The organism is Rhizobium viscosum, assembly GCF_014873945.1.
Classification (GTDB): domain Bacteria; phylum Pseudomonadota; class Alphaproteobacteria; order Rhizobiales; family Rhizobiaceae; genus Rhizobium; species Rhizobium viscosum.
The window spans coordinates 2,625,820-2,648,415 of the sequence record NZ_JADBEC010000001.1 but is presented as its reverse complement, the minus strand read 5'-3'; the positions used below and the strand labels follow the sequence as shown (position 1 = coordinate 2,648,415).

Here is a 22,596-nt window from a genome sequence, read left to right as displayed (position 1 = left end):
GCCTTGCATTTGAAGATCAGGCCGCCGGTTCGCCCCCAGTATGAGCTTGCGCCGCGTAACGCGCCGCAGCAGCGCTGGCGTCGATATCGCGCTCGCCTGCGACCTGCACGGTCGGCACGGCGAATTCGATGCCGTTCTCCTTGAAGGCGTTGCGGATCATAGCCAGTGCATTGCGGCGGATGACGAACTGCTCGCCGGGCTTGGTCATCATGGAGAGGCGGATTTCGATGGCGAATTCGCCGAACTGTTCCACGCCCTTCATCTTCAGCGTTTCGATGATGTTCGGCCCCCACTCCGGGTTATCGAGAAGTTGCTGGCCGATCTGCTTGATGATCTTCTTCGTCTTCACGAGGTCGGTATCGTAAGTGACATTCAGGCTGATCTTGTCGATCGTCCAGTCGCGGTTGAGGTTCTTGACCGCCCCAAGCTCCCCGAACGGCACCGTCGTCAGCGGCCCGCGATGATGGCGGAGCTTGACGGACCGCAGGCTGAAGGCCTCGACCACGCCCTTGTGGCTGCCGCTTTCGATATATTCGCCGACGCGAAAAGCATCGTCCCACAGATAGAACATGCCGCTGATGACATCCTTGACGATGGTCTGCGCACCGAAGCCAACTGCAACGCCGACGACACCGGCACCGGCAATCAGCGGCCCGATTTCGATGCCGATGCCCGAGAGCACCATAAGCGCCGCGATCAGGGCAATAACGACCGCGATGATGTTGCGGAAGATCGGCAGCAGCGTCTGCAGACGGGCGCGCTTGACTTTCTCCTCGTCGCTGACCGTGGCATCAACGGGTGAATCAAGAAGCTTGCCGTCGATATAGGCCTTGACCAGATGCCAAAGCAGATCGGCCGCAAGTAGAATGACGATGCCGCCGATGATGCCGCGAGCCACCCGATCGATCATCGTTTCGTTAGACATCATCATCGTGGTGGTTTCGACGCCGAGCATGCGCCCGAGCCAGATCGCTGCAAAGGCGATGATCAGAGCCCTGACACCGCGGTCAAGCAACACCGTTGCGATACGGCGTTTGGCGAGAAAGCCCGCTTCGGCATAGTGGAAGGATCTGACCGCCAACGTCGAAACGGCAAGCACTCTCGGCAGCAGGACGAGATAGATGCAGACCCAGAGAAGCCAATCGAAGCTCAATACCCAGATGCCCCAGAGCAGCACGAAATAAAGGGTCAGCAGCCAGGTAACGGCGTGACTGCGTCGCGTTTCATTGCCCGGCCTCGACCAGACCGCTTCGGTTGCGATGAGGAAGAGGCCGATGCCGAGCACATAGCCGACGAGATAGCGTGCAGCCATCGAATAGCCGAGTGGCTCCATCGACTGCAGAACGGCCCAGCCGAAGACGAAGTAGATGACAAACAACGTGCAGCGGCGGAACCAGAATTGCGCGACAGCGGGATCGACTGCAACCGTCTCTCCCTCGCCGCGCGGCAGAGTGACGAGGTCGACGATGACACTGCCAATGGAGACGGCGAAGCGCTGCACGACGACAGCGATGGCAATGGCAATCGCGATATTCTGGCTGACCGGTGGCCAACTGAAGCTGATCAATGCAAGCCCGGTTGCGAGGCCGAAGACGATGGCGGGAATGACGCGCGCAGCAAGCCGCGTGCCGGTCATCTGCGCCGCCCGCTCACGCCTTTCGCGCACAGCCCGCCGCACCAGGATTTCGACGATGAAGCCGGTGACGAGGATGGCGAGAAATTGCGCGGCCATGCGGAGCGGACCGGCATCGGTCAATTCGCCGATGAAGAGCGATGAGGCTCGTGCGATTTCGGAGGGCAGCGTCATCGCCGCACTGGAAACCATGGCGATGTGTCGGCGGGCGTGCTGGAGGCGGCCGGACAATATCGACATTTCCTCGTTATTGCCGGTCGAGGCTGCAGGCGCCGCCATCTGCGTCGCCATCCATTGCTTGACCTCCGGCGTCTGCATCAGCTCCATCATTTGCCGCACCTGGGCAGGCGGTGGCGCAACATCGGCGGAAGCTGCCGGCGTCGTCTGTGCGGAAACGGCGCTGAAAAGAGAAAGCAGCATCATGATGCCGCAGATGCCGATCGCAGAAATTCGCCCCATGCCCGCCTCCGGTGTTTTACGTCAGGCATTTATGCAAGTGCTGCAGCGGAAAAGCCAGACGAACAAATGGTCTAGGCTATAGTGAAGACCAAAAGAAAGCCGCCGGACCTCGCGGACCGGCGGCGGACATGAAAAGCAACTGTTTTCGCTTATTTGTGCGGCTTCTCGGCATGGCCGCCGAAGCCGGCGCGCATGGCCGAAAGCACCTTGTTGGCGAACTCGTCCTGGTCGCGCGAGGAAAAGCGGCCGTGCAGCGCAGCGCTGAGCACCGGGGTCGGCACGCTTTCATCGATGGCGGCCATGATCGTCCAGCGGCCTTCGCCGGAGTCCGAAACACGACCCGCATATTGGGTAAGGACCGGGTCCTTGTGCAGCGCATCGGCCGTCAGGTCGAGCAGCCAGGAGGTGATGACGCTTCCACGGCGCCAGACCTCGGAAATTTCCGGCAGGTTGAAATCGTACTGGTAGTATTCCGGATGGGAGAGCGGCGCCGTCTCGGCATCCGCCTCGTGCGTCAAGGCGCCGACATTGGCGTGCTTCAGGATGTTGAGGCCTTCTGCATAGGCGGCCATCAGACCGTATTCAATGCCGTTGTGAACCATCTTGACGAAGTGGCCGGCACCATGCGGGCCGCAATGCAGGAAACCCTGCTCGGCGGTGCTGAGAGCTGCAGCTTCCGGCGTGCGGTTCGGCGAGGCCTCCGCGGTGCCGTTGCCCGGTGCCAGCGTTGCGAAGATCGGCGACAGATGCTGTACGATACCCTTCTCGCCGCCGATCATCAGGCAATAGCCACGTTCGAGGCCGAAGACACCGCCGCTGGTGCCAACGTCGACATAGTGGATGCCCTTGGTGATGAGTTCCGCGCCGCGGCGGATGTCATCGTGATAGTAGGAGTTGCCGCCATCGATCAGGATATCGCCGTCATGCAGCAGCGGGACGATCGAGGCGATGACCTTGTCGGTGATCGCGGCCGGCAGCATCAGCCAGACGGCACGCGGGCGGGCGAGCTTCGAGACGAATTCTTCGAGCGAGCCACTACCGTCGGCACCGAGACCAACGAGCTCGGCGACGCTTTCCGGCCTGGCGTCATAGACCACGCATTCGTGGCCGCCTCGCATCAAGCGCTGGACCATGTAATTGCCCATACGGCCCAAACCTACCATGCCAAGCTGCATCTGAAATCTCCTGGGATTTAATCGATATGATTCCGGAAACTAACACCCGCATCGTGACAGGCAAGCGAAGTCTCTGTCACGAAAACGAGTGCGTTTATTGCATCTTGCGCAGGGCTATGCCTTCCGCACTCAGCAATCTGCCGTCTTTAGGACGTAATTCCAACCCTCCAACGGACATATAGCCGCCTCATCGGCGGCTATATGATCTTCTGCCTGCTCGGCACCCGTTCAGCTAGATCGCCGCTAATTGCGGCTGATTTCCCGTACCAGATGTACGATGCCAGCTGGGTTGAGGATCCAGCCACCGCGAAGATTGGGTGGCAGTGGCTCGATGGGATCGCAACGCGGAACACCGGCCTTCTCCAGATAGTCCGCGGCACGCTCGAAATCCGGCGTCATGAATTCCAGCCAGAGCTCGGCCTGGCTCATGGTCGCCACCCGGTCGATCCAAAGCCGGATCGGCCCAAGCTCGAAGGAGATATCGTCCCCTTCGATTTCTTTCAGCTTCACGATGTCACGATAGAAGGAAACGGTGGCTTCATACTGATGCGGCGGAACCTTCATCGCGACGTCGACGCCGCCATAGATCAGATCGTTCATGACGCTTCCCCTCACCCCTCCTGCGCTTTGGCCTGCTCACCCCGCATCTCGCTGAGGAACATGCCTTCGCGCAGATTGATGCCGTATTCGACAAAGGCTTTCATGCAGCAGAACATCTGCGTCCAGCCTTCGAGATTCTGGTAGGTTCCACGGCGCCCCGACTCATCCTCCCGCCAACCGTCCTCGGCGATGGTCACCATGGTGCCACCGTCATCAAGCGGTTTGAAATTCATCTCCACGAGGGTCTTGTAAGGCTTCTTCTCTTCGTCCGTTGCGCCATCCCAGCGCAGCACGATCTTACTGTCGGGCACGAGCTCGACCACATCGACCGGTACATCTTTCCACCAGGTCACCGTCGTGCCCTCAACCAGCGGCGCGCTGGCACCGCCCACCGTGGTGAAATAGCTCGACAGCTTTTTCGGATTGACGACCGCATCGAAGACCTCAGCCACCGGGCGGCCGACGCGGCCCGAGACGCGAATATTGAGAGACATGCGACTTCCTCCTCTTCTCCGTTGTATCTGAGCCAATTATGTTATAAAAACATAACATGTCAAGCGAATCGGATAATGACCCTATTTTCAAGGCGCTGGCGCATCGCCGCCGTCGCGAAATTCTCGACCTTCTGAAGGAGGAACCGCGCACGACAGGCGCGCTCTGCGAAGCATTCCCGGAAATGGACCGCTGCACTGTCATGCAGCATCTGAAGGTACTGGAGGAGGCCGATCTGGTGATTGCCAGGAAAGAAGGCAGGGAGCGCTGGAACCATCTGAACAGCCTGCCGATCAAGCAGATTCACGACCGCTGGATTAGCGCCTATGCCGGCCACGCATTGTCCATTCTCGACCGGCTGAAGAGCGACCTCGACAGTCCTTCCCACTAGCTTGCGGCGGCAATCGTTGCTGCTCTATGGTAAAGAGGGGGAAGAACCATGCCGATATCGGGATCTGCCATCCGTCGCATGCGCCAGCTGCGCAATATGAAGCAGGAGCATCTGGCGGAATTGCTCGCCGTCAACCAGGCGACCGTCTCCCGCTGGGAGCGCGGCATCCTGCCAGTCACCGTCGCTCAGGCAACACGGCTGGAAAGCATCTTCGCCTCCCCATCATCCTCCGCCGATGCCGCATTGAAACGGCTGGTCGAACATTCCCGGAGCAAGGTACATCTCATCTGCGACCGCACCCACCGGCTTCTTGCCGCATCCAATGTACGACAGTGCGAATGGCGCCTGCCGCTCTCCGATTTCCTGGACAGATCTTTATTCTCCTATGCGTCGCAGGAGATCGTGAAGAAGGAGGGCGAACTCGTCGGCCTCGGCTGGCATGAGGGCCAAATGAATTCGCTGACATTGGAGACAGGCGCCAACGGAAATCCGCACCTGCCTATTGCCGCCGGACGTGTGCTCTGGGAGCGCATCCTCCTGGCCGATGGCAGCGCCGCACGGCTGGTTACGACACTCGACTAAGCCTGCAGATTTCCTGCATTCCGCTGCATAAATTATGCGTTGTCCCGCCGAAGCGGCCTTTGTTAGCGTCCGTCACCAACTGTCTGGAGACGCAGAATGACGATACTGGTGACGGGAAGCGCAGGCCATCTAGGCGAAGCGCTGATGCAGATATTGAGGGATCAAGGCCGTCGGGTACGTGGCGTCGATATCAAACCCTCGCCTTTTACCGATGTGACCGGCTCGATTACCGATCCCGATTTCATCCGCCACGCGATGACAGGCATCAGTGCCGTCATCCATGCCGCAACGCTCCACAAGCCGCATGTCGGAACGCATCGCAATCAGGATTTCATCGATACGAATGTCTCGGGCACGCTGAACCTCCTTGAACAGGCAGTCGCCGTCGGCGTGAAAAAGTTCGTTTTCACAAGCACTACCAGTGCTTTTGGGGCAGCCCTGCGCCCGGCAGCCGGCGAACCCGCCGCCTGGGTCACCGAGGATGTTCTGCCCGTTGCCCGCAATATCTATGGCGTTACGAAGATCGCTGCCGAAGGCATCTGCGAACTCTTCGCGCGCAACATGTCGCTGCCCGTCGTCATTCTAAGGACGTCGCGATTCTTCCCGGAAAATGACGACGATCCCGATATCCGCAACCGCTATTCCGCCGAAAATGCGCAGGCCAACGAGTTGCTTTATCGGCGCGTCGATATCGAGGATGTCGTCGACGCTCATTTGCTGGCGCTGGAAAGAGCGCCTTCCATCGGCTTCGGCCGCTACATCGTCTCGGCAACGGCACCCTTCACCGAAGCCGACCTCGCCGACCTGCGCCGTGATGCGCCCGCGACGGTGGAGCGTCTTTTCCCCGGCATGGCCGCGCTTTACGCGGCGCGTGGCTGGACGATGTTTCCCCACTTCGACCGTGTCTACGTCAATGCGCTGGCCCGGCGGGAACTCGGCTGGCACCCGAAGTATGATTTTCGGCACGTGCTCGATTGCCTAGGCGACGGCAGGGAATGGAGAAGTCCGCTCGCTCTTATCGTCGGCGCAAAGGGCTATCACGATCAGATTTTCGAGGACGGGCCTTACCCGCTCCAGCGCCGCTGATACGGACCGCAAGGCCGGCCGTCCGCGACGGGCATAGTTGCAGATATCACCGAACTTGCCCGAGGTGCAGTAAATAAGGAAACGGGCGCCGAAGCGCCCGTTCTCAAGCTGCCTTGTCCCAGGCCGGAGCCAACCCTTGCGGACTGACGATACGACCATCGGGTTTCGCCAACGCATGGATTGCCGTCACCTCTTCCGACGTCAGCTCGAAATCGAAGATCGCTGCATTCTCCTGTGCGCGTTGTTCCAAGACGGTCTTGGAAAGCGCAATCAGATCCTGCTGAACGATCCACCGCAGCACGATCTGGGCAATCGACTTGCCGTATTTGGCGGCAATCGCCTTCAACACCGCATCCTCAAGCACCTTGCCGTCAGCCATGGCGTAGTAGGCCGTCACCGACATATCGAGTTGCTTTGCAGCGCGCAGCACCGGTGCTTGATCGATATAGGGATGATACTCCACCTGGTTCGTCACGATCGGCAGGCTGCTGAGCGTTACGGCCTGGTGCATCAGATCCGTATTGAAGTTCGACACGCCGATATGGCGCACCTTGCCTGCCTTTGCGACTTCATTCAGCGCGCCGATCTGCTCGGCAAGCGGCACGGCTTCGTTCGGCCAGTGCAGCAGCAGCAGGTCGACATAGTCGGTCCTCAATTTCCCAAGGCTCTCGTCGACCGAAGCGAGGAAGGCATCACGCTGGTAGTTCTCGACCCAGACCTTTGTAGTCAGGAAGATATCGCCGCGGGCGACGCCGGAGCGGCGGATACCCTCGCCGACCTCGGCCTCGTTGCCGTAGATCTGCGCAGTATCGATATGGCGATAACCGCTGGCGAGCACATGCGAGACCATGCGTTCGGCATCCGGGCCCGGCACGCGAAACGTGCCGAAGCCGAGGGCGGGGATGGAGGCGCCGTTGGCGCTGACGAATTTCATGCTGTTTCCTTTCTATGAGAGAGATCAGGCTGCGCTGCTGGCAGCGGCTGAAACCGGGGTAGAGCGGCGGTCGAGCGCGCCGCTCCGGATGGTGAGGCCAAGGGCGATAGCGACGAGGGCTGCGGCGACGAAGGGCGTGGCACCCAGTCCGAAGCGGGACTCGACCACCAGACCGCCAATCCAGGCGCCCATGGCGATGCCGAGATTGAAGGCGGCGATATTCAGTGCCGAGGCGACATCGACGGCATTCGGCTGCAACTGACGCGCAAGCTGCACGACATAGAGTTGCAGGCCGGGGACGTTCGCGAAAGACAGGAAGCCGAGGATCGCAAGCGTCGGGATCGTCAGCCAGGGCGAGACAGCCGTGAAGCCGAAGAGCACCAGCACGAGTGCCTGGGCGATGAACAGGAAGGTCAAAGCCTTGACCGGATCGCGGTTGGAGATACGCCCGCCGACGACGTTGCCGACGGCAATCGCCACGCCATAGAGCATCAGGATCAGGCCGACGGCCGAAGAGGCAAAGCCGGTAATCTGCTCGAGGATCGGCGCAAGGAAGGTAAAGGCGACGAAGGTTCCGCCGTAGCCCAGCGCCGTCATCGCATAGACGAGCAACAGCCGGCCCGTGGCAAGCACGCGGATTTGTTCACCGATACTAGCTGGCGGCGCCTTCTTGAGGTTCGACGGCAGCAGGAAGGCGATGCCTGCGAAAGCGATCACACCGAGGCCGGCAACGGCAGCGAAGGTGGTTCGCCAGCCGAAAGTCTGGCCGATGAAGGTGCCGAGCGGAACACCGGTGACGATTGCAACCGTCAGGCCCATGAACATCATCGCGATGGCCGATGCGCGGCGGTTTTCCGGCACCAGATCGGCAGCGATCGTGGAACCGACGGAGAAGAATACCCCGTGCGCGAAGGCCGACGCGACGCGGGCAATCAGCAGCACTTCATAACCGGGGCTGAGCGCCGCGATGATGTGGCCGATAATAAAGAGCGCCATCAGCCCCAGCATGAGCGGCTTGCGCTCGATCCGTCCGGTCAGCGCCGTCAGGATGGGTGCGCCGAAGGTGACACCCAGCGCATAGACGCTGACGATGAGGCCGGCAAGCGGCAGGGTGATGTGAAGGTCGTTGGCAACTGTCGGCAGCAGGCCGACGATGACGAATTCCGTGGTCCCGATCGCATAGGCCGCGATCGTCAACGCAAAGAGAGCAAGTGGCATGAGAGTGACCCGATGGTTTGGTTCTTGTTCGGGCCGGAATATGGGCGTGGCGCACTTATTCGATAATCGCCTATAATGGCTCAACAGTTGTGAATTGAATTCAAGACAGGAAGTGGATGGATAACCGTATCGGCGAGATGGATGTCTTCGTGCAGGTGGCCGAGCTGCAGAGTTTTTCGGCCGCTGGCCGCAAGCTCCGGCTCTCGCCCTCTGCCGTCAGCAAACTCGTCACGCGGCTGGAAGACCGTCTCGGCACGCGTCTTCTGGTGCGCACGACCCGTGCCCTGCAACTGACGCCGGAGGGTGAAATCTATCTCCAACGCTCCCGCCGCATCCTCTCCGACATCGAGGAGACGGAACGCGCCGTCTCAGCCGGCGGCACGACGGTGGCGCGCGGCCGCCTGCGCGTCAGCACTTCTGTCGCCTTTGGCGTTCGCTACGTCGTCCCGCTGGTTCCCGATTTCCTTGAACTCTATCCTGAAGTCGATCTCGACCTCGCCCTCACCGATGGAATCATCGATATCGTCGGCGAACGCGCCGATATCGCCATTCGCTCGGGCGCCTTACGCGATTCCTCGCTGAAGGCACGCAAGCTGCTCGAAAGCCGCCGCGTCATCGTCGCCTCACCTGCCTATCTGAAACGGGAAGGCATGCCGGAAAGCCCCGGCGATCTCGACCATCACAACTGCCTGACCTTCAGCTTCCGTTCGGCATCAGAGGAATGGCCATTCCGCGATCCTGAAAATGGCGGCCGCTTTTCAAGGCCCGTCTTCGGTAACCTCGAAACCAATAACGGACCGACTGCACGTAGCCTTTGCCTCGCCGGTCTCGGCCTCGCCCGCGTCGGTCAGTTCCATGTGCAGCCGGATATCGATGCCGGAACGCTGGTGCCTGTACTGGAAGCCTATAACCCTGAGGATATCGAGCTCATTCACGCCGTCTACCCCGGTCACGAGCATCTCGCGGCACGCATCCGCGCCTTCATTGATTTCCTCGTCAGGAACATCAGGTAGGCAGACCATGGCAGCAAAACCATCGTCATCGCCCTGTCACAGGCCAAGGATAGCGAGCGCACTATGCCGATAGAAATTCATCCGCCACGACAAAGTTGGGTAGACGACTTCGCCGACCTGAAGCAGGCCATCTTGCGCGTAGCGCCCGCCGGTGCAGTAATTCATCACATCGGCTCCACCGCAGTGCCCGGCCTTGCTGCGAAGGACATCATTGATATTCAGGTGAGTGTTGACGCTCTTGATCTGGTCGATGAAGCGGCGTTCGAGCAGAAAGGGTTCAAGAGCCGCTCGATCGTAACCGATCATTGCCCACCGGGTCTCGATCTGGCCGAAAGTGAGCTGAGAAAGCTGTTTTTCAAAAGCACGGGCCGTCCCGCGAATATCCACGTTCGTGAACGCGGCCGCTTCAATCAGCGCTACCCGCTTCTCTGCCGGGATTTCCTGTGCGCCCATCCGACAGCGGCCGCTGCCTACGGGCTGATCAAACAGCGCCTCGCCGGTTTTTTCCCTGACAATGCCGATGCCTACTACGACATCAAGGATCCGGTCTTCGATATCATCATGGAAGGCGCTTACGACTGGGCGAAGCTGACCTGCTGGACAGAGCCCCCGGGCGACTGACAATAAAGCTTATTGGGGAAATAGATCTAGCTGGCCAGAAAGAAGCCGCCGAAAATAGAAGAGCGCGATCCACACAACCGGTGGAAACTATCGATCCTGGGCGCCTACGAAAGTAGGTGGGCGCCGTATGTCCAGACCCACGAGCCCGGACAGGGACAGCTCCCTAAGGATCGGGTATGGCCCCGAGGATTCATTGTTCCTGTCGAGAAGCACAGACCGCGCGAGCGAATATAGGGACATTTGCAGCACCGCACCAGTGGGGCAGCACTGCTCTCCCAAATTAATTAAGCTCGGCCGGCGTACGGCCGTTCAGCTTGTCGGTAATGCCCTGAATACGGCTCGTGACCTCCGAAAGCGCCACTGCAATGCCTTCTTCCGTGCGAGCGGTGGCGGCAATTACCGTGTCCCGGTTGCTGCGGAGCGTCTCCAGCTCCGATTCCAGCCCGGCAACACGTCGCGTCAGCTCCGAGATCTCGTCCATGACCATGATCCCAGCCATGACGGTAATCCTGAGATCGCCGATTTCGCCGAACTGCCCCTTGAGGTGACCAACGTAACGATCGAAACGAACCGCGAGGTCAGTCAGATGATCTTCCTGCCCCTCTTCGCAGGCCATGCGATAAGCCTTGCCGTCGATCGTTACCGTTACCTGTGCCATGTTATCAAGTCCTCTTAGCGGTCAAGAACCGCGCGGATCGTTTCCATCGCCGTCACCAGACGCCGCGAAACCTCGCGATTGACCTCTTCCAGCCGGTTCGCACGGAATTCGGCCTGGTCCAGCTCCTGGGCAAGACGCGATCGATCGGCATGCACACGGCGAACTTCGCCCTCGATCTCGCCCTGCTCGCGCTGGCGCTCGATGCGCATGTCCACGGCATTCTCGAGGCCCGAGATTGCCTGTTTCAGCTCCGTAAGCGCCGCTTCGATGGTTTTGCCGTTAGGCGTCATGTCTCTTCCGGTTCCCCGCACAAGACCCGCGAATCGGCTTCAGCAGCCGACCCCATATTTTCAAGAGGATACGCAGCTAGGTTTGAGCGCGTCAATAAAGCCTCCCGGCTCGCCCCCGCCCTATTCTGTGGATGAGCGATTTACGCAAGCCTGTCACACAAAATTCGTCTTTTGTAAAACTTGACGGTCAAATGTCAAAAATCGTCGCACCCGGCCTCCAAACGGCTTCCATTTTGTTGACTTGGCCGTTCCAACTGCTATGTCTCGACCGCTCTTTGATGGTCTTGGCAGGCTCGAGGCCATCCCCAACCCGGAACCAGCGGAAAAGCCATGACCTCACGCGAACAAAACGATCGGATGGCGAATGCGATCCGATTCCTCTCCATGGATGCTGTCGAAAAGGCGAATTCCGGCCACCCGGGCATGCCGATGGGCATGGCGGATGTGGCAACGGTCCTCTTCACCAAATATCTCCGCTTCGACCCCCAGAAGCCGCACTGGCCGAACCGTGACCGCTTTGTTCTCTCTGCCGGCCACGGCTCGATGCTGCTCTATTCGCTGCTCTATTTGACCGGCTATCCGGACATGTCTGTCGAGGACCTGAAGCAGTTCCGCCAGCTCGGCTCCAAGACCGCCGGCCATCCGGAATATGGCCATGCCACCGGCATCGAAACGACCACCGGCCCGCTTGGCCAGGGCATTGCCAATGCTGTCGGCATGGCGATCGCCGAGCGCAAGCTGCGCGACGAATTTGGCCCGGAACTGCAGGACCACTATACCTACGTCATCAATGGCGACGGCTGCCTGATGGAAGGCATCAGCCATGAAGCGATCGCGCTTGCCGGCCACCTGAAGCTCAACAAGCTGATCCTCTTCTGGGACAATAACTCGATCACCATCGACGGCGCCGTCTCGCTGTCAGACTCGACCGATCAGATCGCTCGCTTCAAGGCCGTACATTGGAACACGATCGAGATCGACGGTCACGATCAGGCCGCCATCGCTGATGCGATCGAAGCCGCCCACAAGTCCGACCGCCCGACCTTCATCGCCTGCAAGACGGTCATCGGCTTCGGCGCTCCGAACAAGCAGGGCACCCACAAGGTGCACGGCAACCCGCTCGGCGCCGACGAAATCGCTGCTACCCGCAAGGCGCTGAACTGGGACTACGAACCCTTCGTCGTTCCTTCCGACGTTCTCGATGCATGGCGCGCTGCCGGCACCCGCTCCGGCAGTATCGTCAAGGCATGGGAAGAAACGCTTTCCAAGTCGCCAGCCAAGGCCGAGTTCACGCGTCGTTTTGCCGGCGACCTGCCCGAAGGCTTCGACAAGGCCATCGACGACTACAAGAAGAAGCTTGCCGAAACCAAGCCCACGATTGCCTCCCGCAAGGCATCCGAAGACGCGTTGGAAGTCATCAACGGCTTCGTACCGGAAACGCTTGGTGGCTCCGCCGACCTGACTCCGTCGAACAACACCAAGACCAGCCAGATGCATTCGATCACGCCGACGGATTTCGCCGGCCGCTATATGCACTGGGGCATCCGTGAGCACGGCATGGCCTCTGCCATGAACGGCATCGCACTCCATGGCGGTCTTATTCCCTACGGCGGCGGCTTCATGATCTTCTCGGATTATTGCCGCCCGCCGATCCGCCTTGCTTCTCTCATGGGCATTCGTGTCATCCACGTGCTTACCCATGACTCGATCGGCGTCGGCGAGGACGGCCCGACTCACCAGCCTGTCGAACAGATCGCCGGCCTGCGTGCGGTGCCGAACCTGCGCGTCTTCCGCCCGGCCGACGCCGTCGAAACGGCTGAATGCTGGCAGATCGCCATGAAGAGCAAGGACCATCCGTCCGCTCTGGCTCTCACCCGTCAGAACCTGACGACCGTCCGCACAGAGTATAATGAGAAGAACCTCTGCGGACTCGGCGCTTACACGCTCGCAGGCAACGCCGATGCCAAGGTCACGATCTTCGCCTCGGGCTCGGAAGTGGAACTCGCCGTTGCCGCCCGCGCAACGCTGGAAGGCAAGGGTATCAGCACCCGCGTCGTTTCGGTTCCCTGCACGGAACTCTTCTTCGACCAGCCGGAAGCTTACCGCAAGGACGTCATCGGCAATTCGCCGGTCAAGATTGCCGTCGAAGCTGCCGTCCGCGAAGGCTGGGATGCCTTCATCGGTCCGGAAGGTTCGTTCATCGGCATGAAGGGCTTCGGCGCCTCCGGTCCGGCCAAGAAGGTCTTCGAACACTTCGGCATCACGGCGGATGCCGTCGTCGCCGCTGCGGAAGCCAAGCTCTAACAAGCTAGGTTTCAACGGGAGTGCCCACGGGCACTTCCTTGTTTACTATCAGCAAGCCCCACCTCTAGGGAGTAAATGCACATGACAGTCAAGGTTGCCATCAACGGTTTCGGGCGTATCGGCCGCAACGTACTTCGCGCCATCGTCGAATCCGGCCGTACCGACATCGAAGTCGTCGCCATCAACGACCTCGGCCCGGTCGAGACCAACGCTCACCTGCTCCGTTACGACTCCATCCATGGTAAGTTCCCGGCCGAAGTGAAGGTCGAAGGCGACACGATCACCGTCGGCAACGGCAAGCCGATCAAGGTCACCGCGATCAAGGATCCGGCAACCCTTCCCCATAGGGAACTTGGCGTCGACATCGCGATGGAATGCACGGGTATCTTCACCGCCCGCGACAAGGCTGCGGCCCACCTGACGGCTGGCGCCAAGCGCGTCATCGTTTCAGCTCCTGCCGACGGCGCTGACCTGACCGTTGTCTTCGGCGTCAACCATGACCAGCTCACCAAGGAGCACTTGGTCATCTCCAACGCCTCCTGCACCACGAACTGCCTGGTGCCAGTCGTGAAGGTTCTCGACGACGCCGTCGGCATCGACCACGGCTTCATGACGACCATCCACTCCTACACCGGCGACCAGCCGACGCTCGACACGATGCACAAGGACCTGTATCGCGCCCGCGCTGCGGCTCTGTCCATGATCCCGACTTCGACGGGCGCAGCCAAGGCTGTCGGCCTCGTTCTGCCGCACCTCAAGGGCAAGCTCGACGGCACCTCGATCCGCGTTCCGACCCCGAACGTCTCGGTCGTCGACTTCAAGTTCGTTTCCAAGAAGGCCACCACGGTCGGCGAAATCAACGAAGCGATCAAGGCTGCCTCCAACGGCAAGCTGAAGGGCATCCTCGGCTACACCGACGAGCCGCTCGTTTCGCGCGACTTCAACCACGACAGCCATTCCTCGATCTTCGCGACCGACCAGACCAAGGTTATGGAAGGCAATTTCGTGCGCGTCCTGTCCTGGTACGACAACGAGTGGGGCTTCTCCAGCCGCATGTCAGACACGGCTGTCGCCTTCGCCAAGCTCATCTGAGCTTCAGGCAGAGACATTGGGAAACGGCTCGGGAAACCGGGCCGTTTTCGTTTCGGGCAAACGTTGGGGGAAAGAGCATGACGCAGCTGACCATTCGCAAGGCGACTGTTGATGACGCGGAGGAACTCTGCGGACTTATCAATGAAATCATCGAAGCCGGCGGCACGACTGCCCTTGAGGATCTCTTTTCGCCCGAACTGTTAGCCGACTGGTTCATATCAGGTGAATTCCCCCTCGCATGCCACGTGGCGCAAGCGGAATCAGGGCTTGCCGGCTTCCAGTTCCTCAGCAGTTACGGCGATCTGCCCAAGGGTTGGGCCGATATCGGAACCTTCGCGCGCCTGAACCCGAAGACACCAGGCGTTGGCACCGCGTTGTTTGCGACAACGCTTTCTGCCGCCGAAGAGCGCAATATCGAAGTCATCCGTGCAACCATCCGCGCCGATAATACTGGCGGGCTGGCCTATTACGAGAAGATGGGCTTTCTCACCTATAATACGCTGGAGAAAGTGCCGCTGAACGACGGTACTCCGGTGGATCGAATTCAGAAGCAATATCTGATGAAGAAGGAACGAAGCGGCCTCTGACGCCTCATCAACAAAAAGTGCGGGGCTCCCCCTGTATGCCCTGCTCTCGCCTGAATTGCTTCTACATTCTTTATACAGACTTTTTCCCGTAGCATTCTTCACTGGTCCTCACCCCAAGGGCTGTCCAGCAGCATGATGCAGCGATGCAGTAGAGGTTAAGCCGCAAGGCCTACCCTTCTGCTGTATTTTGCCGTTTACTAAAAGATCGCACTGGGCGCGGAGGGGTAAGGGACAGGCCGGGGGCGGTTTCGGGACGGTGATGAGGCGAAAGGGGTAGGCATGGAAGCGTTTTACATCGTGGTGCTGGTCGCAACGGCGCTCGTGCTTCTTGCAGCTTTTTCGAGCCTGCTGGCCTTCCGCTTCGGCGCCCCTCTGCTTCTGCTGTTTCTGATGATCGGGCTTGCCGCAGGTGTCGATGGTTTCGGCATAGAATTCAGCAACAACTATCTGGCCTATGTTCTGGGCTCGATCGCCCTTGCCATCATCCTTTTCGATTCCGGCTTCGGCACGCCGATGCAGGCCTTCCGCATCGCCGCGGTGCCGTCGCTGACGCTGGCCTCGATCGGCGTGCTTCTGACAGCAGCACTTTTCGCATTTGCCGCCCGCTGGCTGCTCAACTTCACCTGGCTGGAAGGCATGCTGCTCGGCTCGATCGTTGCCTCCACCGATGCCGCCGCCGTCTTTTTCCTGTTGCGCATCGGCGGCATCAATATCAGAGACAAGGTGCGTTCCACGCTGGAAGTCGAATCCGGCACCAACGACCCTATGGCGATTTTCCTCACCATCGCACTGGTCGAGGTTCTCGCGAGCGGCGAACGCTACGCCGGAATCAACATCGGCATGCTTGCCATGTTCATCCAGCAGATGGGCCTTGGCGTCATCCTCGGCCTGCTCGGCGGCATGATGATCGTGCTGATCGCTGGCCGGCTGGAAACCGATCGCGGCCTCACGCCGATCTTCGTGCTGGCGCTCGCTCTGCTCGTCTTCTCCTTCACTGGCGCAGTCGGCGGCAGTGGTTTCCTTGCCGTCTATGTCGCCGGCATCTACGCTGGAAACCGCAAGATGCAGGCGATCGGCACCATCAGGCGCTTTCAGGATGGCATGACCTGGCTTGCCCAGATCATCATGTTCCTCGTGCTCGGCCTGCTTGCGACGCCCTCGCAGTTTCCTGTCATCATCGTGCCGGCGATCCTGCTGGCACTGTTCCTGATCTTCGTGGCCCGCCCGCTCGCCGTCTGGCTGTCGCTGCTGCCCTTCGATTATACGCAGCAGGAAATCGGTTTTGTCGCCTGGGTCGGCCTGCGCGGCGCCGTCTCTATCCTGCTCGCCATCATGCCAATCCTCGGCGGGCTGCAGCATAGCCAGATCTATTTCAACACCGCCTTCATCATCGTGCTCGTCTCACTGCTTGTACAGGGCTGGACGATCAAACCGGTTGCCAAGCGTCTCGGCCTTATCATCCCGCCGCGCATCGGCGCGGTCGACAAGGTGGAGGTCGACCTGCCGGGCGCCGCCAACCACGAGCTGCTTTCCTATCGCGTCATCAAGGACAGCCCGGTTCTTCGCGGCGAACGCATTCCGCGCTGGGCAGCCCCCTCGCTCGTGATCCGCGACGGCAAGTCGATGCGCTACCAATATGCCGGCCGGCTCAGGGAAAACGATCTCGTCTATCTCTTCATCGCACCCAGTTATTCGCGCCTGCTCGACCGCCTCTTCGCCAGCCGTGCCCCTGTTGATGAGGACGATGCGGAATTCTTCGGCGCCTTTGCGCTGTCGCCGGCCCGCCCCGCAGCCGACCTCGATGCAGCCTATGGTCCAGGCCTGCTCAACGAATCCGAAAAGGGCCTGACGATCGCCGAACTCATGAAACAACGCCTCGGCGGCAAGGCGGACTATGCCGATCGTGTCCGTCTCGGTTCGCTCATCCTCATTGTCCGCGATCTCGACGACCAGGATCATATCACCTCGGTCGGCATGTCGCTGGAGGCCGTGGAGCCTGCCATCACGCTGCCGATTTTCATCAATCTGCGAGAGATTATCGAGCGCACCCGCGACCGTATGAAGGGCAGGAAAAAGCAGGAAGCGGCGGCTGCGGAAAGCGCTGCCGGACGTGACGAAAGCCCGCGCTAAAACGGTCGCCGACTGCCTTGCGTCTCCCTTGATCCTTGCTATGGTCGGCGCAACTTTCGCCAACCACGAACGGATCTTCCCATGGCAGCTTTCAAGACCCTCGACGACCTCAACGATATCGCCGGCAAGCGCGTTCTCGTCCGCGTCGACCTCAACGTCCCGGTCAAGGACAGCAAGGTCACGGACACGACCCGCATCGAACGCGTCGCACCGACGATCCTTGAACTGTCGAAAAAGGGCGCGAAGGTCATCCTGCTCGCCCATTTCGGCCGCCCGAAGGATGGCCCTTCGGCAGAATTCTCCCTGTCGCTGGTCGCACCCTCTGTCGAGACGGTACTGGATCATGCCGTACTGACGGCTTCTGACTGCATCGGCGAGGCCGCCGCTTCCGCCGTCGCAAAGATGAACAATGGCGATATCCTGCTCCTGGAAAACACCCGCTTCCACAAAGGCGAGGAAAAGAACGATCCAGATTTCACCAAGGCGCTCGCCGCAAACGGCGATATCTATGTGAACGACGCCTTCTCGGCTGCCCACCGCGCTCATTCCTCCACCGAAGGTCTTGCCCACCACCTGCCGGCCTATGCCGGCCGCACCATGCAGGCTGAGCTCGAGGCACTGGAAAAGGGCCTCGGGAACCCGGTCCGTCCAGTCGTCGCAATCGTCGGCGGTGCCAAGGTCTCCTCCAAGATCGACCTCCTGATGAATCTCGTGAAGAAGGTCGACGCACTCGTCATCGGCGGCGGCATGGCCAACACCTTCATCGCCGCCCGCGGCACCGATGTCGGCAAGTCGCTCTGCGAGCATGATCTCGCCGATACCGCCAAGCAGATCATGATCGAAGCCGCCACCGCCGGCTGCGCGATCGTTCTGCCGGAAGACGGCGTCGTCGCCCGTGAGTTCAAGGCAGGTGCTGCCAATGAGGTCGTCTCCATCGAAGCCATCCCTGGCGATGCCATGGTCCTCGATGTCGGTCCGAAGTCGGTCGATGCCGTCAAGGCCTGGATCGAACGCGCCACTACGCTCGTCTGGAACGGTCCGCTCGGCGCCTTTGAAATCGAGCCCTTCGACGCGGCGACCGTCGCCGCCGCGAAATATGCCGCCGAGCGCACCAAAGCCGGCAAACTCACGTCAGTCGCAGGCGGTGGTGATACGGTCTCGGCGCTGAACCATGCCGGCGTTGCCGAAGAGTTTAGCTATGTTTCGACTGCAGGCGGCGCCTTCCTTGAATGGATGGAAGGCAAGGAACTGCCGGGCGTGGCCGTTCTCTCCGCCAACCGATAAGCCGATTCGAAAGATATTCCAGCAGGATAGGCCGCGGAGCGAACGCTTCCGCGGTCTTTTGCTCAAGAAGAGAAAAAATTCCCGAACTTTCAAACGATTGAAATCATTTCAATCGTTTCAATGACTTAGCGCTCCCTTTTTTCTCCCTATAAACTTCTGTTATCCGAGTTCTATATTGTCAATTCTACCGGGTTTCATTGTGGAGAGAACGAGATGAGCGAACGACTGGAAGACATTGCAGTGAAGATGGTTGCTGGCGGTCGGGGCCTGCTTGCCGCCGATGAATCGACCGCTACCATCAAGAAGCGTTTCGACGCGATCAATCTTGAATCGACTGAAACCAGCCGGCGCGATTATCGTGAGATGCTCTTCCGCTCCGACGAAGCGATGAAGAAGTACATCTCCGGCGTCATTCTCTATGAGGAAACCCTTTTCCAGAAGGCGGCCGACGGCACGTCCTTCGTCGACATCATCAGGGCCGCCGACAGTATTCCAGGTATCAAGGTCGATACCGGCGCAAAGCCGATGGCAAAGTATCCGGGTGAGACCGTCACCGAAGGGCTCGACGGCCTCGCAGACCGCCTTGCCAGATATTACGAAGCCGGTGCCCGCTTCGCCAAGTGGCGCGGCGTGATCGCCATCTCGCAGACGCTGCCGAGCCGCGGTTCCGTCCGCGCCAATGCCCAGGCGCTTGCCCGTTATGCTGCGCTTTGCCAGGAAGCCAAGATCGTACCGATCGTCGAGCCGGAATGCCTGATGGACGGCAAGCCGGGCGACCACAATATCGACCGCTGCGCCGAAGTGACTGAAGCCACGCTGCGCATCGTGTTCGAGGAACTGGCCGATGCCCGCGTCAGCCTCGAGGGCATGATCCTGAAGCCGAACATGGTCATCGATGGCAAGAATGCCCGCAAGGCCTCCATCGCCGAAGTTGCAGAGCGTACCGTTCAGGTCCTGAAGCGCACGGTCCCGTCGTCCGTTCCGGGCATTGCCTTCCTCTCCGGCGGCCAGACCACGGAAGAGGCCACCGCCCATCTCTCCGCAATCAACTCCGGTTATGAACTGCCCTGGTTTGTCACCTTCTCCTACGGCCGTGCCCTGCAGGACAGCGCGCTCAAGGTCTGGAACGGCAAGCAGGAAAACGTCGCTGCCGGCCAGCGCGAGTTCTCCCATCGCGCCGAAATGAACAGTCTCGCTGCCAAGGGCAACTGGAAGGCCGAACTCGAAAAGGCTGCATGAGCTTTTGAAGCTTGAAAGAATGAGGCAGGCGGCGAACACCTTCGCCGCCTGTTTTATTTTGCGCCTGCGTATCGCGAGGCGATTTGTCATGGCGACAAGATAATCCTTCGCCGCAATCGCTGGCCTCGCTAATCATGGCGCCTCAACCATCGGAGCCGCCATGAACAGCCTGTCTTACACCACCGTCGACGTCTTCACTTCCACCCGCTTCGAGGGTAACCCGCTCGCGGTCATGAGCGACGCCAGGGGTGTCAGCGACGCCGCAATGCAGAAGATCGCCGCCGAATTCGGCTATTCAGAAGTCACCTTCGTGCTTCCTCCGGAGAACCCGCAAAACACGGCAAGGGTGCGCATCTTTACGCCGACGATGGAGATACCCTTCGCCGGCCATCCCAATGTTGGTACCGCCTATATTCTTGGCCAGCAGAGCGAAATCTTCGGCCGCCCCATCGGCGATACGCTGCGGTTCGAAGAAAAGGCCGGCCTCGTGGAAGTCGCCCTGCAGCGCAGCGAAGGTCGTATCACCGCAGCGACGATCCGCGCTCCACGACCGCTTGAAATAGAAGACACGATACCCGATGCGATCATCGCTGGCTGCGTCTCCATCGACCCGGCGTCAATCCGCAGGGACACGCATGTCCCGGTCTTCGTCTCCGTCGGCCTGAAATTTGCCGTTGCCGAACTCGAAAGCCTCGAGGCTCTGGCCGCGGCAAGCCCTAATATCAACGGCTTCCAGGCTGCGGCCAAGTCTGTAACCGGCAGCCATGATTTCTCCCTGTTTCTCTACGTTCGCCCGGCGGCTACGCCATGGAATATCCGCGCCCGCATGTTCGCACCGTTGGACAACGTCATCGAAGACCCCGCGACCGGCAGCGCTTCGGCAGCCCTTTCCGCCTATCTCGTCTCACTCCTGCCGGTGGCGGACATCAGCCAGCACGTGACGATCGAACAGGGCGTAGAAATGGGCCGGCGCAGCATCATCGAACTCGATGTGGTCAAGAAGGCCGGCACGGTGACTGACGTGACGATCTCGGGAAGCTGCGTACCCGTCATGAAAGGCGAGATCATCCTGCAGGACTGATCCTGTCTATTGCACCAGGAAATCGCGCGTTAGCAACGCCACCGCCCAGATGGCAAAGGCAATCAGCGCGATCTTCCAGAAATCTATCCGGCGGCGCAGCCCCGGATAGCCAAGCGGCTTGATGATTTGGATTGCCATGGCAAGGATGAGCAGCAACGCTATCAGCTTTGTCATGGCTTTATTTTTTCCATTTATCAGAATGTCACAGGACGGACATTTTTTCACGCGAACAGAGAATATCTACTCGCCGTAAAGGCATTCCGGGACACAATCAACATTCTTATGGACTGGGCGGATACAGGTCTCGCCTTATGTCCTTTTTCAAAGCGAACACGCCGAGTCTGGGGATATGACAAGAAATCTGCTGTCCGTCGCTGCGCTGCTCTTTGGCACGCTCTTCCTTTTCATGGGCAACGGATTGCAGGGCATTCTGCTTCCCGTACGCGGAAATCTCGAAGGTTATGCAACGACCACACTCGGCTTGCTCGGCACGTCCTGGGCGGCGGGCTTCGTCATCGGCTGCCTTGTTGCCCCGAAGATGGTGCGCCGCGTCGGCCATGTACGCGCCTTTTCCGGCTTCATCGCCATTATCGCCATCATCGCACTCGTGAGCGGCATCATCATCGACCCGGTCTGGTGGGTCATCCTGCGCGCCGTCACAGGCTTCTCAACCGCTGGCACCTCGATGATCATCGAAAGCTGGCTAAACGAGCGAGCGAATAATGAAAGCCGCGGCGCGATCTTCTCGCTCTATATCGGCATCACGCTGCTGGGCGTCGTCGGCGGCCAGCTGATGATCCCGCTGGAAGACGTGCGCACACCGGTGCTCTTCATGATCTGCGGCATCTTCTACTGCATTGCCATGCTGCCGACGACGCTCTCGACCGCCGCTTCGCCGCAGCCGCTGAAGGCGGTGAAGCTCGATCTGCCTGCGCTCTATCGCAACTCGCCCGTCTCATGCCTTGGCATCCTGCTCGTCGGCATCGCCAACGGCGCCTATGGTACGCTCGGCGCCGTCTTCGGCGCGGGTGCCGGGCTCTCCGATACCTCGATTGCGGTAATGATGAGTGCCACCATCTTTGCCGGTGCGATAATGCAGCTTCCGGCCGGGCGCCTCTCCGACCGCATCGACCGCCGTTATGTGCTGGCGGCCATGTCAGCCATCGCAGCGCTCGCCGGCCTCCTGATTTTCCTGCTGCATCCCTCTTCCCCGATCTTCCTGATCGGCCTCGTCATCCTCTACGGCGCCGTCGCCAATACGCTCTATCCGATCGCCGTCGCCCATGCGAACGACTTTGCCGCATCGGAGGATTTCGTAAAGGTCTCGGGCGGCTTGCTGCTTCTCTACGGTATCGGCACCGTCATCGGTCCGACGATCGGCGGTCCGGTCATGTCGGTCATAAGTCCACATGCGCTCTTCCTGGTGACGGCGCTCGCCCATCTTCTGATCACCGGCTATGCCATCGTCAGAAGCCGTATTCGCGCAGCCATCCCGGCAAGCGACCGTGATGCCTATACGACGATCCCGACAGCAACATCTCCTACGCTCACGCCGCAAAGCATGTCGCTTGCCGATCGCGGCTCCAATAAGCCTCCCGAAAGCAGCGATCCTGTTGTAAAGTTCGGCTGACGAACTGAAGCATGTTGCGCGAACTGTGCAGAGGTTTTGCGATAACGACATGCCTGAAACAGAGCTAAAACGTGGAAGCGAATCCTGGAGATCGCGA

At 60.0% G+C, this 22,596-nt stretch carries 22 protein-coding genes and 1 other RNA gene; 13 read left to right on the top strand and 10 right to left on the bottom strand.

Annotated features, from left to right (window positions below):
* Nucleotides 1-16: 16 nt before the first annotated feature.
* The 4 genes from H4W29_RS13000 to H4W29_RS12985 form a co-directional block, all read right to left on the bottom strand.
* Complete coding sequence (locus H4W29_RS13000; RefSeq protein WP_192729268.1) at nucleotides 17-2,092, bottom strand: mechanosensitive ion channel family protein; 2,076 nt, start codon at nucleotides 2,090-2,092, stop codon at nucleotides 17-19.
* A gap of 149 nt (nucleotides 2,093-2,241) precedes the next feature.
* Nucleotides 2,242-3,267 (bottom strand): phosphogluconate dehydrogenase (NAD(+)-dependent, decarboxylating), encoded by a 1,026-nt coding sequence (gene gnd / locus H4W29_RS12995; RefSeq protein WP_192729267.1) that lies wholly within the window; start codon nucleotides 3,265-3,267, stop codon nucleotides 2,242-2,244.
* Nucleotides 3,268-3,510: 243 nt separating this feature from the next.
* Nucleotides 3,511-3,867: a VOC family protein gene (locus tag H4W29_RS12990; RefSeq protein ID WP_192729266.1), complete on the bottom strand. Its 357-nt coding sequence runs from the start codon at nucleotides 3,865-3,867 to the stop codon at nucleotides 3,511-3,513.
* Nucleotides 3,868-3,878: 11 nt separating this feature from the next.
* Nucleotides 3,879-4,361 carry an SRPBCC domain-containing protein gene (locus tag H4W29_RS12985; protein WP_192729265.1) on the bottom strand — a complete coding sequence of 161 codons (483 nt, stop codon included), beginning with the start codon at nucleotides 4,359-4,361 and terminating at the stop codon, nucleotides 3,879-3,881.
* A gap of 56 nt (nucleotides 4,362-4,417) precedes the next feature.
* Here H4W29_RS12985 and H4W29_RS12980 point away from each other — a divergent pair, with 56 nt between their 5' ends.
* From H4W29_RS12980 to H4W29_RS12970, 3 genes are all read left to right on the top strand, one after another.
* Entirely contained in the window at nucleotides 4,418-4,750 is a 333-nt protein-coding gene (locus H4W29_RS12980; protein ID WP_192729264.1) for an ArsR/SmtB family transcription factor, read from the top strand.
* Nucleotides 4,751-4,798: 48 nt separating this feature from the next.
* Nucleotides 4,799-5,332 carry a helix-turn-helix domain-containing protein gene (locus tag H4W29_RS12975; RefSeq protein WP_192729263.1) on the top strand — a complete coding sequence of 178 codons (534 nt, stop codon included), beginning with the start codon at nucleotides 4,799-4,801 and terminating at the stop codon, nucleotides 5,330-5,332.
* Between the two features lie 96 nt (nucleotides 5,333-5,428).
* On the top strand, nucleotides 5,429-6,418 hold the full coding sequence (locus H4W29_RS12970; protein WP_192729262.1) for an NAD-dependent epimerase/dehydratase family protein: 990 nt from the start codon (nucleotides 5,429-5,431) through the stop codon (nucleotides 6,416-6,418).
* Nucleotides 6,419-6,521: 103 nt separating this feature from the next.
* Here H4W29_RS12970 and H4W29_RS12965 read toward each other — a convergent pair whose 3' ends face one another.
* Entirely contained in the window at nucleotides 6,522-7,352 is an 831-nt protein-coding gene (locus H4W29_RS12965; protein ID WP_192729261.1) for an aldo/keto reductase, read from the bottom strand.
* A 24-nt stretch (nucleotides 7,353-7,376) separates the two neighbouring features.
* Nucleotides 7,377-8,570, bottom strand: coding sequence for an MFS transporter (locus H4W29_RS12960; RefSeq protein ID WP_192729260.1), 1,194 nt, complete (start codon nucleotides 8,568-8,570; stop codon nucleotides 7,377-7,379).
* A 116-nt stretch (nucleotides 8,571-8,686) separates the two neighbouring features.
* Here H4W29_RS12960 and H4W29_RS12955 point away from each other — a divergent pair, with 116 nt between their 5' ends.
* Both H4W29_RS12955 and H4W29_RS12950 read left to right on the top strand, forming a co-directional pair.
* Nucleotides 8,687-9,583 carry a LysR family transcriptional regulator gene (locus H4W29_RS12955; protein ID WP_192729259.1) on the top strand — a complete coding sequence of 299 codons (897 nt, stop codon included), beginning with the start codon at nucleotides 8,687-8,689 and terminating at the stop codon, nucleotides 9,581-9,583.
* Between the two features lie 63 nt (nucleotides 9,584-9,646).
* Nucleotides 9,647-10,204 (top strand): GrpB family protein, encoded by a 558-nt coding sequence (locus H4W29_RS12950; RefSeq protein ID WP_192729258.1) that lies wholly within the window; start codon nucleotides 9,647-9,649, stop codon nucleotides 10,202-10,204.
* Between the two features lie 62 nt (nucleotides 10,205-10,266).
* Here the strand turns inward: H4W29_RS12950 and ssrS are convergent.
* The 3 genes from ssrS to H4W29_RS12935 all read right to left on the bottom strand — a co-directional run bounded on the left by ssrS (nucleotide 10,267) and on the right by H4W29_RS12935 (nucleotide 11,152).
* Nucleotides 10,267-10,425, bottom strand: a non-coding RNA gene (gene ssrS / locus H4W29_RS12945) — 6S RNA.
* Nucleotides 10,426-10,484: 59 nt separating this feature from the next.
* Nucleotides 10,485-10,862, bottom strand: a complete 378-nt coding sequence (locus H4W29_RS12940; protein WP_112968838.1) for a cell division protein ZapA — start codon at nucleotides 10,860-10,862, stop codon at nucleotides 10,485-10,487.
* 14 nt (nucleotides 10,863-10,876) lie between these two features.
* The gene (locus tag H4W29_RS12935) at nucleotides 10,877-11,152 is read right to left on the bottom strand and encodes a DUF4164 domain-containing protein (protein ID WP_007826550.1); all 276 of its coding nucleotides are present in this window, start codon (nucleotides 11,150-11,152) and stop codon (nucleotides 10,877-10,879) included.
* 330 nt (nucleotides 11,153-11,482) lie between these two features.
* On the opposite strand from H4W29_RS12935, the gene tkt reads away from it, so the two are divergent.
* The 7 genes from tkt (at nucleotide 11,483) to H4W29_RS12900 (ending at nucleotide 20,869) form a co-directional block, all read left to right on the top strand.
* A complete protein-coding gene (tkt, locus tag H4W29_RS12930) occupies nucleotides 11,483-13,456 on the top strand; it encodes a transketolase (RefSeq protein ID WP_192729257.1) in 1,974 nt (657 codons plus the stop codon).
* An 81-nt stretch (nucleotides 13,457-13,537) separates the two neighbouring features.
* Nucleotides 13,538-14,548 carry a type I glyceraldehyde-3-phosphate dehydrogenase gene (gene gap / locus H4W29_RS12925; RefSeq protein WP_192729256.1) on the top strand — a complete coding sequence of 337 codons (1,011 nt, stop codon included), beginning with the start codon at nucleotides 13,538-13,540 and terminating at the stop codon, nucleotides 14,546-14,548.
* Between the two features lie 86 nt (nucleotides 14,549-14,634).
* Nucleotides 14,635-15,135: a GNAT family N-acetyltransferase gene (locus H4W29_RS12920; RefSeq protein ID WP_192730728.1), complete on the top strand. Its 501-nt coding sequence runs from the start codon at nucleotides 14,635-14,637 to the stop codon at nucleotides 15,133-15,135.
* Nucleotides 15,136-15,414: 279 nt separating this feature from the next.
* Nucleotides 15,415-17,265 (top strand): potassium/proton antiporter, encoded by a 1,851-nt coding sequence (locus H4W29_RS12915; protein ID WP_192729255.1) that lies wholly within the window; start codon nucleotides 15,415-15,417, stop codon nucleotides 17,263-17,265.
* Between the two features lie 81 nt (nucleotides 17,266-17,346).
* Nucleotides 17,347-18,549: a phosphoglycerate kinase gene (locus H4W29_RS12910; protein ID WP_192729254.1), complete on the top strand. Its 1,203-nt coding sequence runs from the start codon at nucleotides 17,347-17,349 to the stop codon at nucleotides 18,547-18,549.
* Between the two features lie 213 nt (nucleotides 18,550-18,762).
* Entirely contained in the window at nucleotides 18,763-19,788 is a 1,026-nt protein-coding gene (locus tag H4W29_RS12905) for a class I fructose-bisphosphate aldolase (protein WP_192729253.1), read from the top strand.
* Nucleotides 19,789-19,948: 160 nt separating this feature from the next.
* Nucleotides 19,949-20,869: a PhzF family protein gene (locus H4W29_RS12900; protein ID WP_192729252.1), complete on the top strand. Its 921-nt coding sequence runs from the start codon at nucleotides 19,949-19,951 to the stop codon at nucleotides 20,867-20,869.
* A 6-nt stretch (nucleotides 20,870-20,875) separates the two neighbouring features.
* Here H4W29_RS12900 and H4W29_RS12895 read toward each other — a convergent pair whose 3' ends face one another.
* Entirely contained in the window at nucleotides 20,876-21,043 is a 168-nt protein-coding gene (locus tag H4W29_RS12895) for a hypothetical protein (RefSeq protein WP_192729251.1), read from the bottom strand.
* 175 nt (nucleotides 21,044-21,218) lie between these two features.
* Between H4W29_RS12895 and H4W29_RS12890 the strand changes: the two genes are divergently transcribed.
* A complete protein-coding gene (locus tag H4W29_RS12890; RefSeq protein ID WP_192729250.1) occupies nucleotides 21,219-22,499 on the top strand; it encodes an MFS transporter in 1,281 nt (426 codons plus the stop codon).
* The last annotated feature ends 97 nt before the right edge of the window (nucleotides 22,500-22,596 follow it).